The organism is Paraburkholderia sp. RL17-380-BIE-A (assembly GCF_046028085.1).
In the GTDB taxonomy this organism is placed as follows: domain Bacteria; phylum Pseudomonadota; class Gammaproteobacteria; order Burkholderiales; family Burkholderiaceae; genus Paraburkholderia.
Map to the genome: position 1 here is coordinate 23,657 of NZ_JARESQ010000014.1, position 12,214 is coordinate 35,870.

Annotated in this window: 12 protein-coding genes; 6 read left to right on the plus strand and 6 right to left on the minus strand. The window is 65.4% G+C overall.

The annotated features are described in order from the left end of the window. Positions 1-99: 99 nt before the first annotated feature. Positions 100-813, minus strand: coding sequence for an ArsR/SmtB family transcription factor (locus tag P0D68_RS23215; protein WP_091792524.1), 714 nt, complete (start codon positions 811-813; stop codon positions 100-102). A 222-nt stretch (positions 814-1,035) separates the two neighbouring features. On the opposite strand from P0D68_RS23215, the gene P0D68_RS23220 reads away from it, so the two are divergent. The 4 genes from P0D68_RS23220 to P0D68_RS23235 all read left to right on the plus strand — a co-directional run bounded on the left by P0D68_RS23220 (position 1,036) and on the right by P0D68_RS23235 (position 4,365). Continuing rightward, positions 1,036-1,179, plus strand: coding sequence for a hypothetical protein (locus P0D68_RS23220; RefSeq protein ID WP_177204935.1), 144 nt, complete (start codon positions 1,036-1,038; stop codon positions 1,177-1,179). Positions 1,180-1,325: 146 nt separating this feature from the next. After that, the gene (locus P0D68_RS23225) at positions 1,326-2,582 is read left to right on the plus strand and encodes an MFS transporter (protein WP_091792525.1); all 1,257 of its coding nucleotides are present in this window, start codon (positions 1,326-1,328) and stop codon (positions 2,580-2,582) included. Then, a complete protein-coding gene (locus tag P0D68_RS23230) occupies positions 2,582-3,712 on the plus strand; it encodes a GlxA family transcriptional regulator (protein WP_408300246.1) in 1,131 nt (376 codons plus the stop codon). The genes P0D68_RS23225 and P0D68_RS23230 overlap by 1 nt, the downstream gene beginning before the upstream one ends. Positions 3,713-3,858: 146 nt before the next feature. Beyond that, positions 3,859-4,365, plus strand: a complete 507-nt coding sequence (locus tag P0D68_RS23235; protein ID WP_091792527.1) for an acyl-CoA thioesterase — start codon at positions 3,859-3,861, stop codon at positions 4,363-4,365. Positions 4,366-4,525: 160 nt separating this feature from the next. Here P0D68_RS23235 and fumC read toward each other — a convergent pair whose 3' ends face one another. From fumC to P0D68_RS23260, 5 genes are all read right to left on the minus strand, one after another. Then, positions 4,526-5,926, minus strand: a complete 1,401-nt coding sequence (fumC, locus tag P0D68_RS23240) for a class II fumarate hydratase (protein WP_408300249.1) — start codon at positions 5,924-5,926, stop codon at positions 4,526-4,528. A 13-nt stretch (positions 5,927-5,939) separates the two neighbouring features. Next, on the minus strand, positions 5,940-7,646 hold the full coding sequence (locus P0D68_RS23245; RefSeq protein ID WP_408300250.1) for a phospholipase D family protein: 1,707 nt from the start codon (positions 7,644-7,646) through the stop codon (positions 5,940-5,942). A gap of 252 nt (positions 7,647-7,898) precedes the next feature. Continuing rightward, positions 7,899-8,858: a ketopantoate/pantoate/pantothenate transporter PanS gene (panS, locus tag P0D68_RS23250; protein WP_091792529.1), complete on the minus strand. Its 960-nt coding sequence runs from the start codon at positions 8,856-8,858 to the stop codon at positions 7,899-7,901. Positions 8,859-9,136: 278 nt separating this feature from the next. Further along, complete coding sequence (locus P0D68_RS23255; RefSeq protein ID WP_091792530.1) at positions 9,137-10,528, minus strand: MATE family efflux transporter; 1,392 nt, start codon at positions 10,526-10,528, stop codon at positions 9,137-9,139. 279 nt (positions 10,529-10,807) lie between these two features. Next, the gene (locus P0D68_RS23260; protein WP_408300428.1) at positions 10,808-11,026 is read right to left on the minus strand and encodes an RNA-binding S4 domain-containing protein; all 219 of its coding nucleotides are present in this window, start codon (positions 11,024-11,026) and stop codon (positions 10,808-10,810) included. 317 nt (positions 11,027-11,343) lie between these two features. Here P0D68_RS23260 and P0D68_RS23265 point away from each other — a divergent pair, with 317 nt between their 5' ends. Both P0D68_RS23265 and P0D68_RS23270 read left to right on the plus strand, forming a co-directional pair. Continuing rightward, positions 11,344-11,811: a hypothetical protein gene (locus tag P0D68_RS23265; protein WP_408300253.1), complete on the plus strand. Its 468-nt coding sequence runs from the start codon at positions 11,344-11,346 to the stop codon at positions 11,809-11,811. A gap of 118 nt (positions 11,812-11,929) precedes the next feature. Beyond that, positions 11,930-12,193 carry a hypothetical protein gene (locus P0D68_RS23270; protein WP_408300255.1) on the plus strand — a complete coding sequence of 88 codons (264 nt, stop codon included), beginning with the start codon at positions 11,930-11,932 and terminating at the stop codon, positions 12,191-12,193. The last annotated feature ends 21 nt before the right edge of the window (positions 12,194-12,214 follow it).

Sequence of the window (12,214 nt, forward strand, 5' to 3'; positions counted from 1 at the left end):
TTGCCACCGTGTAACAAAAGATCTCGAAAAAGGTCCCGATAGGTTATTCGTAAGCGGATTGCCGATGTCCTGTAAGCGCGACGGACCTTCAGGCGCGCATCAGGCGGCGAGGAACGCATCGAAATGCCGATGCCCGGCCGGCGTGATGCGCAGGATTCGCGGCCGCTCCGTGCGTTCGACCCACCCATGCGACGACCACGAGTCGAGCAGTGCCGCGCCGAGTGCGCCGCCCAGATGCGGACGCCGTTCGCTCCAGTCGGGACAAGTGCAGGCGAAGCGGCGGCGCCGGCTTTTCTGCGCCGACATGTCGATGCCCCAGTCGGCGAAGCGGGCGGCGCCGTCGGCGGTGGCCTCCAGCGACGTGCCGTGCAGCGTCAGCAGGCCGCGCGCGACCAGCCGCTCGAACACGCGCACCGACAGCTCGCCCGCCATATGGTCGTAGCAGGTGCGCGCGTAGCGCATGTCGAGCGGCACGGTGCGCACGGGGCGCGGCACCGGACGTTGCGACGCGCTGACCTGCGCGACGTTGGCAAGCGCTTCGATCGACGCGGCGATGTCGGGCGACGCAATCCGGAAATAGCGATGCCGGCCGCGCACCTCGAGCGCGAGCAGGCCGCCGTCCGTCAGACGCGCGAGATGGGCGCTGGCCGCGGAGGGCGAGAGGCCGGCGATCATGGTCAGTTCGCCGGCCGGGCGGGCGCTGCCGTCCATGAGCGCCCACAGCATAGCGGCTCGGCCGGGATCGGCGAGCAGCGCGCCGATGCGGCTCAGGCCGGGAAAATGGTTCTGTTCGTCTGCGAGGGTGGCGGTCATTTGACGTCTCCTGGGGCGGCGCGGGCAGGGCGCCATGCAGCCCACTGTATCGGGCCAGGCGATTCGATGTTTCAGCTTAGCGTGAACTGTCGAATGCGGCAGCTACGAAAACCCGGCGAAGACGCGGGCCTTCAGCGAAAGCGAGCGTCCCAGCCGGCGCTTCGATGCCGCGCAGACCCGCCAGGCTAGAATTGTTGTCTGTCCTTGCAGGAACACGTTGCCATGAAAACTCTTCTCGCCGTCATTGCCGCGGCCCTGCTGATCAGCGCCTGTGCGCAGGGCGGCGCTGGTTCGTCTTCGGGCGCGGGCACCGGCAGCATCACCATGTACGGCACGATCGACGAAGGCGTCACGGTGCGCAAATAGGCAGCTCGCCGGCGCTTACGCAAATAACCGCGGACGACCGCGGACAACCGCAGCGGCTGGCAGAAATTGATGCATCATTGGCATTTCTGCCAACGGCGCTCGTGTGACGATCAGGCCATCTCACGTCCGCCGCCCGGAACCTATCGATGCCACCGTCCGCCGCTTCGACCTTTCCCGCCCATTCCACCGGCCTGCGCGACGCCGATCCGCACGACCGCCGCGCCGCACGCGTGCTGGCCGTGTGCCAGGCGCTGTACACCTCATCCGTATCGATCGATCTGACGTTGACCGGCCTCGTGGGCTACACGCTCGCCGAGGACAAGGCCCTCGCGACGCTGCCGTTCTCCCTGATTACCGTCGCCGCCGCGCTGACGACGATCTTCGCGTCTTTCCTGATGGCACGCATTGGCCGCCGCGCGGGTTTCGTGCTGGGCGCGGGCGTCGGTGCGCTCGGCGGTGCGGTTTCCGTATGGGCGATCTTTCACCACAGTTTCTGGCTTTTTTGCGCCGGCACGGCGACGGTCGGCGTATTCCAGGCGTTCGCGCAGTATTACCGGCTGGCCGCAGCCGACGCCGTCGGCATAGAAGACAAAAGTCGCGCGATTTCAACCGTGCTGGCGGGCGGCGTAGTGGCCGCCGTCTGCGGACCGCTTCTTGCCGCATGGAGCAAAGACTGGCTGGCGCCGGTCGCGTTCGCGGGTTCTTATGCGCTCGTGACGGTTTTGGGGCTGGTGTCGGTCGCCTTGCTGGCGCTGCTGTATCGCGACGCGGCGCCGGCCGTGAGCACGGCGGCGAGTCATGAAGCGGCGCGGCCGCTCGGCGAAATCGTGCGGCAGCCGATCTTTGCGGCGGCGCTCGCCAACAATGCGCTCGGCTATGCGGTGATGATGTTCGTGATGACCGCCACGCCGATCGCCGCGCTCGCCTGCGGCCACACGATCGGTGACGGCGCGGCGATCATCCAGTGGCATCTGGTCGGCATGTTCGCGCCGTCGCTGTTTTCCGCGCGGCTGATCAAACGCTTTGGCGTGCTGCCGGTGATCGGCGTGGGCATCGCGCTGTCGGCGCTGTGCGGGGTACTCGCCCTGCGCTCGACCGATCTGCCGCATTTCTACGCGGCGCTTGCTTGCCTCGGCGTGGGCTGGAATTTCATGTTCGTCGGCGGCTCGACGCTGCTCGCGCAATCGTACCGGCCGTCGGAGCGCGCCAAGACGCAGGCGGCCAGCGAATTCACGACTTTCGCATTCTCCGCGCTGGGCTCGCTGTTCGCGGGTCAATTGCTGGCCCGCTTCGGCTGGGCGACGATCAATGCCGCGATATTTCCGCTGCTCGGCGCGGCGGGGCTCGCCACGTTGGGCTACGCGTGGTCGCGCAGGCGGCAGGTGGCGGGGGAGATGTCCTGATGGTGGCGCGTCATATTGTGTTCGCGGTCGCGCCGGATCTGGTGCTGCTCGACGCCTGCGGGCCGTTGGAGGCGTTCTGGCGCGCGGAGTTGACGGTTGCCGGGAACGCCGGTGGCGGTGCTTCCGGCGTCGTGAATCCTGCTGAAAGTGCCAGCGCGGGCGGCTCGGGTAGAGCGGCCGGTTCGACCGGCAGCCCGGCGCAAGCCGTGGCCTATCGCACGACGGTCGCCTCGATCGACGGCGGCATATTGCAGACTTTCCCCGGTCTGCCGATCGTCACCGAGCGGCTCGAGTCGCTCGACGACCAGCCGATCGACACGCTGATCATTCCCGGCGTCCCGGTCGACGAGCACTGCACACTCCAGCCCGAACTCGTCGCATGGATCAGACGGCATGCCCCGCGAGCGCGGCGCGTGTGCTCGGTGTGTACCGGCGCGTTCTATCTGGCGGCGGCCGGCCTGCTCGACGGCCGCCGCGCTACCACGCACTGGCGCGACGCCCCGCACCTCGCGCAGCGCTTTCCCAGCGTCCAGGTGGACGCCGATCCGATCTTCATCCGCGATGTGGGCCGCCGTGAAGGCGAGGGCGTCGTGTGGACTTCGGCGGGCGTGACGGCGGGCATCGATCTGGCGCTGGCGCTGATCGAGGAGGACCTCGGCCACGCCGTTGCGATGCAGGCCGCGCGGCGGCTGGTGGTCTTCATGAAGCGGCCCGGCGGTCAGTCGCAGTTCAGCGCGGCGCTGGCGGCACAGGCCTCGGCGAACGGTCCGTTCGACGCATTGCACAGCTGGATGGCGGCGCATCTGCGCGACGACCTGTCGGTCGAGCGGCTCGCCGAGCGAATCCGCATGAGCCCGCGCACCTTTGCGCGCCGCTATGTCGACGAGGTCGGTCGCACGCCGGCGAAAACCGTCTCGGCGCTGCGGCTCGAAGCGGCTTCGCGGGCGCTCGCCGAATCGCGCCGGCCGCTCAAGCGGATTGCGCTGGACTGTGGCTTTGGCAGTGAACAGAATCTGCGGCGGGCGTTTTTACGGCGTTTGGGCGTGCTGCCGCTGGATTATCGCGAGCGTTTCATGTCGGCCAGCCCGCCGCGAAGCGAGAGCGCTTCCGAGCTTGTCGAGGCAAGTTGATCGCGGACGCGAAACCAGCGCGCCTCGAAAAGCTCAAGGCGCACTCTCGCCGGATCTGACGCTGGCCTCAACCGGCGCGGGAGACGAGGTCAATATTGCGCTCGTATAATCGCCTCCTTTCAATGCATCGATTGACCGGAGTCAAGATGAGCACCCCTGCCGCAGCGCCGCTGGACCGTTCCGAAACCACTTTTCGCTTTCTTGCCGAACCGACCTCGGTCAACTTCGGCGGCAAGGTGCATGGCGGCGCGCTGATGAAGTGGATCGACGAGACCGCTTACGCGTGCTCAGCGGTGTGGTCCGGGCGCTATTGCGTGACGGTCAGCGTGGGCAATATCCGTTTTCGTCGGCCGATTCTGGTCGGCAATCTGGTCGAGTTGCGCGCGCGGGTCGTGGCGACGGGCCGCACCAGCATGCACATTCACGTTTCGGTGCAGGCCGGCGACCCGAAGGGCGGCGAGTTGCTGCAAACCACGGATTGCCTGATCGTGATGGTCGCCGTCAACGAGAATGGCCAGCCCGTGCCCGTGCCGGCCTTCGTGCCGGAGACGGACGAACAGAAGCGCCTTGCCCGGTACGCGATGGACGTGAAGGAAGCGCTCGACGCGATCGTCGAACTGAAGCCGGAAGAAGTGGCGCAGGGCAAGGTTTAAGCGGCGCCCTGAAGCGCCGCTCGCAGGCCCGCACGAATGTTGTGTTCGCGCGGCCTGCTGTTGCTGTACTTCCAGTCACGGTGTCCAAATCACCGTAGCGGCTCAACGTACGCTGGCCGGGCCACTCGATCCGGCGGCCCCGGCGCAGCGGCGCGGCCGATCACGCCGACGAATGCCCGACCATGTCTTCCGGCCGCACCCATTCGTCGAACTGCTGCTCGGTGACGAACCCGAGCGCGAGCGCCGACGCCTTCAGCGTGGTGCCTTCCTTGTGCGCCTTCTTGGCGATCTTCGCGGCCTTGTCGTAGCCGATGTGCGGATTGAGCGCCGTCACCAGCATCAGCGATTCGTTGAGCAGGGTATCGATGCGCTCGTGATTCGGCTCGATGCCGACCGCGCAGTTGTCGTTGAAGCTGTGCGCGCCGTCGGCGAGGAGACGCACCGATTGCAGCACGTTGTGCGCGATCATCGGCCGGAACACGTTCAATTCGAAGTTGCCGCTCGCGCCGCCGATATTCACCGCGACGTCGTTGCCGAACACCTGCGAGCACAGCATCGTCAACGCTTCGGACTGGGTCGGATTGACCTTGCCCGGCATGATCGAGCTGCCCGGCTCGTTCTCCGGAATCGACAGTTCGCCGAGGCCGCAGCGCGGGCCGCTTGCCAGCCAGCGCACGTCGTTGGCGATCTTGTTCAGGCTCGCCGCCACCGTTTTCAACGCGCCATGCGCGAACACCAGCGCGTCGGCCGCGGCCATCACTTCGAATTTGTTCGGCGCCGAGACGAACGGCAAGCCGGTTAGCTTGCCGATTGCCGCGGCCACCTTGTCGGCGAACTGCGGATGCGCGTTCAAACCCGTGCCGACCGCCGTGCCGCCTTGCGCGAGCTCGTACAGATGCGGCAGCGCCGATTCGACGTGACGAATGCCATGTTCGAGTTGCGCGACGTAACCCGAAAACTCCTGACCGAGTGTGAGCGGCGTGGCGTCCTGCAAATGCGTGCGGCCGATCTTCACGATATCCACGAACGCTTTCGCCTTGCCGTCGAGCGTGTCGCGCAGCGTCTTCAGCGCCGGCAGCAGATGCTTGACGATCGCATAGGCCGCGGCCACGTGCATGGCGGTCGGAAACACGTCGTTGGACGACTGGCCGCGATTCACGTCGTCGTTCGGATGCACCTTGCGCGCTTCGCCGCGCTCGCCGCCGAGCAGCTCGCTTGCACGGTTCGCGATCACCTCGTTGAGGTTCATGTTGGTCTGCGTGCCGGAACCGGTCTGCCACACGGCGAGCGGAAATTCCTCCGGGTGCTTGCCGTCGATGATCTCGTCAGCGGCCTGCATGATCGCCTTTGCCTTGCTCTCGTCGAGCACGCCGAGGCCGAGGTTGACTTCGGCGGCGGCGCGCTTGATGACGGCCAGCGCGGTGATGAGTTCGGGCGATTGCTTCTCGGTCGAGATGCGGAAATTCTGCAGCGAGCGCTGAGTTTGCGCGCCCCATAGACGAGCGTTCGGCACGGCGATTTCGCCGAACGTGTCGCGCTCCAATCGTACGTCTTCAGTCATGTTCAACTCCGCTTCAAAGTTCTGCGTTGACGGGCAATAGGGAGAATAGACCTGTTAGCGCATTCCGGTATAAACCGGCCTGGGGATCGAAAATGTAGGTGCGGCGCGTGCCGTCTTCGACGTCGGTCCACACGAGCGGGGAGAGCGGCGCGCCGATCGAACGCAGATACGCGAGTTGCGCGTCGTCGGCGAGTGTGACGCGATAGCTTTCCTCCGGGCTCGTGGCGCGTTCGAAGATTTGCGCGACCTGTTCGGCGAGCGGCGGGCTGTGGATCACCAGCGCCAGTTCGGTGTTCAGATTGGCCGAACGCGGGTCGAGGTTCATCGAGCCGATCACCAGAATCTTGCGATCGATCACATACGTTTTGGCATGCAGGCTGGCGCGCGAACGCGAGCCCGCGAAGCCCACGCTCGGCATGTTCTGCTGCGGCTTGAATTCGTATAACTCGACGCCCTGTTGCAGCAGCGGTACGCGAAACGGACTGTAGCCGGCCTGCACGGCGACGGCGTCGGTGGCGGCGAGCGAATTGGTCAGCACGGCAATGCGTACGCCGCGATGCGTCAGTTCGCCGGCCGTCTTCACACCGGCTTCGTGTGGCACGAAGTAAGGCGAAATGACGAGGAAGTCTTTCTGCGCGTCGCGCATCAATTCGCCGAGCCGTTGCATCGGCGGGCTCACATAGTCCGGCGACGGATGCACGATCTTCTCCGGCAGGTCCGCCTTGAACTCCGCCCGCGCCCAGGTCAGGCCGAGTTGATCCTTGGCGATCTGCGAGGCGAGCGGGGTGGCGTTCAGCGGCTTCGCGTTGTACGGATCGGCGTTGGTGCGCCAGTGCTGGCGCAACTCGTCGCGTGTCTGGTCCAATTCCTTCGCGTCGAACTTCTGCTTGTTCAGCACGCGCAACGGATAGGAGATGCTGCTGTTCCAGTAGTCGTCGAAACTCGCGGAGACGTCGGCGGTAATCGGGCCGGCGGCGAGCACGTCGAGGTCGCGGAACTGCAATGTTTCGCTCGCGCTGAAATATTCGTCGCCAAGATTGCGGCCGCCCACGATCGCCAGCTGGTTGTCCGCGATCATCGCCTTGTTATGCATGCGGCGCGTGAAATGGCCGATTTGCGTGAACACGTTCGTGGTGCGTTCGAACATCCCTTCCTGCGCGCTGCCGAACGGATTGAAGACGCGTATTTCGATGTTCTCGTGCGAGTTCAAGCCCGCCATCACGCGGTCGATGTCCTTGAAGTTGAGATCGTCGACCAGCATGCGCACCCGCACGCCGTGATCGGCCGCAAATAGCGCGGCGCCGAGCAGCAGCTTGCCGGTGGTGTCCTCGTTCGCGATGTAGTACTGCATGTCGAGGGTTCGGGTCGCGGCGCGTGCGAGCGCAATGCGCATCTGCAAGGCGTCGGTGCCGTTCGGGAGGATCCGGAAACCGGATTGATCCGGATGCGCGGCTTCGAGCGGCGCGAGTGCCGTGCGAAGCGGCGTGGTTTCCGTGACGGGCAGGGCGTGCGTGATGTGACGGTCGAACTCGGTGGCCGGCGGCTTGGTGGCGCAGGCGGTCAATAGTGCCGTTGCGCAACACAGCAGGAAGAAATGTCTCGTGGTGCCCCAGGCGTTCTTACGCTGGGGTGTGCTGAACGCGCACTGGCGTTGCGGTGCGGCTCTGCTTTTATCTGGATGCGACGGCACGCTTTCTCCCCTTGTTTGCAGGCTTCTCATGGCGACAGCGCGCGAGCTATTCACGCTGTCGAGAAATGCATTCTAAGGGGAATCAGGCGGGCGGGTTTTTGTTCTGGTTGTTGTTCTGGTTGTTGTTCTGCTTTTTGATCTTATACGCCGCCTGGCCGATGCATCTCGCGATGCGGCGCTCGCGTTGCGGGTTCTACGGATGCGTCGTGAACGTATCGGCAGAACCCGAAATTCAATGCCGGCGCGCGCCGGGATCGCGAAGCCAGCGCGACGCGCGCGCTGTTACCCGCGTTCGGCGTTCAACACCTGCTCACCGTCCATATGCGTCGAGCCTTTCGCGGGACGTCCTGCCCAGTATCCGGCGAGCAGCGAGCCCGACAGGTTGTGCCACACCGAAAACAGCGCGCCGGGCAACGCCGCGATCGGCGTGAAATAGAGCTTGCCGAGCGTCGCGGCGAGGCCCGAGTTCTGCATGCCCACTTCGATGGCGAGCGTGCGGCACACGGCTTCGTCGAAGCCGAGCAGACGCCCGCCCCAATAGCCGCCGAGCAAACCGATGCCGTTGTGCAGCACCACGCCCAGCATCACCACGAGGCCGACCGAGGCGATGCTCTTCTGCGTGCCGCCCACCACCGCGCCGATGATCAGCACGATCGCGACCATCGAGATCAGCGGCAGAACCGGTTCGATCTTGCGCACGATTTTGCCGAACAGATGATTGACGATCAGGCCGACCACGATCGGCAACGCGACGATTTGCAGGATGCTCATCAGCATGCCGTGTACGTCGACGGCGATCGAGGCGTCCACGTAAAGACGCGTGAGCAGCGGCGTCGCGAATACGCCGACGAGGGTCGACAGCGCGCTGATCGTCACCGACAACGCAACGTCGCCGCGCGCGAGGTAGATCATCACGTTCGACGCCGTGCCGCTCGCCACGCTGCCCACTAGCACCATGCCTGCGGTGAGGTCCGGCGGCATGCGCAACGCCTTGGCGATCACCCACGCGGCGAGCGGCATGACGAGATAGTGCAGCACGATGCCGGCGATCACCGGCGCGGGCCGCGTGAAGACACGCTGGAAATCGGCCACGGAGAGCGTGACGCCCATTGCCAGCATGATGATGGTCAGCAGCGTGGTGACGTGCGGCGCGATGCCTGAGAACGAGGCGGGCGAGCAGTACGCGGCAATCGAAACGAGCACGGCCCAGAGCGGGAAGAGACGGGTGACGCGGGCAAGCATGAGAGGTGTTCCTTGATTATGTTTTATCGCGAGAAGCAGGGTCGGTCGGGCGGCACGCCGCCGTCGGCGGCGCGCTTGCGGGAGTCTGCCGCGTGAGCGCGGCAAGCCGTGATGGCGGGTGATGAGCCTTCGGGCTGCGCGGGCCTTTTTGAGGCGCGCGAGTGGGTTTTCGGCTAATGGACGCGGGTGCGCGTCCATTAGCCGTAACACGGTATTTTACCGTTCGTGGCGAATTTCCCGTGCACCGGTGGTTGCGCGTGCAACCAGTCGGGCATCGTTCAAACGGGATTGGCCGGCACGCGCCGCAGGCTCAGTTTGTGAAAGCGCAGCGTCATTAGCAGCGCGACGCTCGCGAGACCGGCGGCGAGTCCCCACCACAAGCCGCGCGCGCCGAGACCGAAGTGAAACGCCAGCGTGTAGCCGGTTGGGAAACCGATCACCCAGTAACCGAACGCGGCGGCGATCATGGGTACACGAGTGTCTTTCAGGCCGCGCAGACAGCCGGAACCGACTGTCTGCATGCCGTCGACGATCTGGAAGATCGCCGCCACGCCGAGCAGCGAACTCGCGAGCGCGACCGTGGCCGCGTTGGCCGGGTCGTCGAGATGCAGATAGAGGCCGACGATCCAGTGCGGCGCGGCGATCAGCACGAGCCCCGACAGCGTCATGAAGGCGACGCCGAGCGCCAGCGCGACAAACCCCGCATGGCGCGCGGCGAGCGGCTGGCCGGCGCCGGACCAGAAGCCAACTCGCACGTTGGCCGCCTGGCCGATCGCGAGCGGCACCATGAAGGCCACTGAGGCGACGTTCAGCGCGATCTGATGCGCGGCCAGTTGCGACTCGCCGAGCAGCCCGACCATCAGGCCGGTGGCGAGAAAGAGCGTCGATTCGACACCATAGGTGATCGCGACCGGCCAGCCGATGCCGAACAGTTCGCCCATCAACGGCACGTTCGGCCGGGTGGCGACGACGAAGTGCCGGTAGCGCGGCCGCAAATGCAACAGCGCCATCAGCACGAGCGCGCTCAGCCAGACGGTGATGGAAGTCGCGGCCGCCGATCCGAGAAAGCCGAGCCGCGGCAAACCATAGGCGCCGTGAATCAGCCCGTAGTTGAGAAACCCGTTCACGCCGACGCTCGCGAGCGACACCCACAACAGCCGTTTGGCGGCGCCGATGGCCGGCAGGAACGAGCGCATCAGGCCGACGCCGATCAGGCTGCCGAGCGACCCCCAGCGCAGCACCGCCGCGTACTCACCGACGTTGTGCGCGAGCAGCGCGGGTTCGCCAAAAGCGAGCAGGATCGGCGTGGCGAACGAGAGCAGGAAGAACGCCGGCACCGACAGCAGCACGGACAGCACGAAACCGGTCCAGTAGATGTGCGGCACGCGGCCCTCGTCCTCTGCGCCGCGCGCGTGCGACACGCTCACGCTGACGGAGGTCAGCACGCCTTGCAGCAGCGTGACCACCACGAAAAACAGGTTCGCGCCGAGGCCGCCGGCCGCGAGCGCGTCGGGGCCGAGCGAGCCGAGCAGGATCGTGTCGGTCACGCCCATGGCCATTTGCGAGAGCTGCGCAATGGCGAGCGGCGCGGCGAGGCGGGCAGTGTCCGCCGCGTGGCGGGTCAGGGTCGGCGGCCGGGCGGCCACCCGGGTGAAGCCGGATTGAGTCATGGAGCGCTTGGCAGCGGAAGTGGCGACAGCGCGACGGCGGGCGCGGTAGTCGCGCGGGCGGTGGCGAGGGCAGCGGTTCGGCGGGCCTTGGTGAACGCACGAGGCAATCGTACGAAACAAGCGCACGAAGCAACCGCCAGCCGGCGTGTCAGCCGATTGTTTGTCTGTCGAAACTGACAGCTTATTGCTTAGGCGCGGCGCTGTCGATGGAGAAGGCACGATTTTGGTGCGCGCGCCTCCTCCGAGTTTTCGGAAACCGCAGAGCGGCGGGGCGTTGCGTCAGGCTTCGTGAACCGCAATCCGCGTGTCGCCGAGCAAGACGACCTGGCCCGCGCGGATTTTGCAGGTTTTACGCGTTTCGACCCGGCCGTCTACGGTGACAGCACCGTCCGCCACCATCATTTTTGCCGAGCCGCCGCTGTCCGCGAGCCCCGTTATCTTCAGCAGATTATGCAGTTCGACGTAGTCGCAGGTGAGGGTGAAATCTAGGTTGGGCATGGCGTTTGCGCCTTCAGGCAAGGGGTTCGCATCATAAGCCAGAAGCTTGCCCTGGATGAAGTTCAAGGTGTGCGCCGACTTTGCGTGAGCATCTGCAAGCAGATGTTATGTGATTGTCAGAAAGTGAAACGTTGCGTAACACCGTTCGTAAGACACGAACTTCACTCGTAAAGTGCAGGTCAGTGGTAAAGCCTGCTGGATTGATCTGGCAGCGAGCAGACCGGGCGAGGCACGCAGAGCAAGCTAGCAAAGCGGCTCGAGAATGCGTAACGCCGGACAGGTCGCCCGCGTCACAACAACTTTAGAGAGGATTAGTCATGACCCAAATTCGAACGCTTCTGATCAATACCGCCCTGACCGCCGCCGTGACCGCGTTCGCGGCCACCGCAGCCGTTGCGCAGACTGCGCAACCGGCCGAGGGTGTCAACGGCCAGCCGCAAGTCCAGATGCAAGGCGCCGACGTTGCGCCCGCTGCACCCGCCGCGCAGGGCGTGCAGCCGGTGACGTCGCCCCCGGCGCGCCTGACGGCGTCGGGTTCGACGGACCCGCTGGTGCAGAAGCGCGACGCCAATGCGAAGGCCAACGCTGAATATCGCGCGTCGAAAAAGGCATCCAAGGCCGAGCTGAAGGACCAGCAGAAGGCCGCCAAGGCGCAGTACAAGGAAGAGGTGCGCGGCGCAAAGATCAACCAGAAGGCGGATAAGCAGGCCGCCAACAACGAAATGAAGATGGACATGCAAGGCCAGGCCGGCGTCCAGGCGGACGGCGCCGACGTCAAGCACTAAGACCGAGGCTGAGCGTCAAGGCGGTGGCGGGGCGGCATAGGTTGCCAACGCCGCCGCCTTGACCGATCGCGTTTGAAGGATCGCAAGGTCCAGGCATCTCGTTTCACGGAGGTATCGCATGAATATCACTCTGTCCATGAAGTCCAGAATTTCGGCCGCGTTGATCGCGGGCTGCCTGTCGTCGGTTGCCTTCGCGCAGGCTAGCGATCCGGCTGCGGCGCCGGTTACCCATGCCGACAAGAAGGCGGCCAAGGAGCAGTCGAAGGCGGACAAGAAAGCGTCCATCGCGCAAGCCAAGGCCGACAAGAAGAAAACCGACGCTCAGGCCGACGCCGATAAGGCCAAGGCCGACGCCAATGTGAAGGACGCGAAGACGCAGTAGCCCGGCTTGACCGCTGGCCTC

Coding starts and splice junctions, on each gene's coding strand:
- P0D68_RS23220 (WP_177204935.1), top strand. CDS start 1,036: ATGAAAACTCTTCTCGCCGTCATTGCCGCGGCCCTGCTGATCAGCGCC.
- panS (WP_091792529.1), bottom strand. CDS start 8,858: ATGCTTGCCCGCGTCACCCGTCTCTTCCCGCTCTGGGCCGTGCTCGTT.
- fumC (WP_408300249.1), bottom strand. CDS start 5,926: ATGACTGAAGACGTACGATTGGAGCGCGACACGTTCGGCGAAATCGCC.
- P0D68_RS23270 (WP_408300255.1), top strand. CDS start 11,930: ATGAATATCACTCTGTCCATGAAGTCCAGAATTTCGGCCGCGTTGATC.
- P0D68_RS23265 (WP_408300253.1), top strand. CDS start 11,344: ATGACCCAAATTCGAACGCTTCTGATCAATACCGCCCTGACCGCCGCC.
- P0D68_RS23230 (WP_408300246.1), top strand. CDS start 2,582: ATGGTGGCGCGTCATATTGTGTTCGCGGTCGCGCCGGATCTGGTGCTG.
- P0D68_RS23260 (WP_408300428.1), bottom strand. CDS start 11,026: ATGCCCAACCTAGATTTCACCCTCACCTGCGACTACGTCGAACTGCAT.
- P0D68_RS23225 (WP_091792525.1), top strand. CDS start 1,326: ATGCCACCGTCCGCCGCTTCGACCTTTCCCGCCCATTCCACCGGCCTG.
- P0D68_RS23245 (WP_408300250.1), bottom strand. CDS start 7,646: ATGAGAAGCCTGCAAACAAGGGGAGAAAGCGTGCCGTCGCATCCAGAT.
- P0D68_RS23215 (WP_091792524.1), bottom strand. CDS start 813: ATGACCGCCACCCTCGCAGACGAACAGAACCATTTTCCCGGCCTGAGC.
- P0D68_RS23235 (WP_091792527.1), top strand. CDS start 3,859: ATGAGCACCCCTGCCGCAGCGCCGCTGGACCGTTCCGAAACCACTTTT.
- P0D68_RS23255 (WP_091792530.1), bottom strand. CDS start 10,528: ATGACTCAATCCGGCTTCACCCGGGTGGCCGCCCGGCCGCCGACCCTG.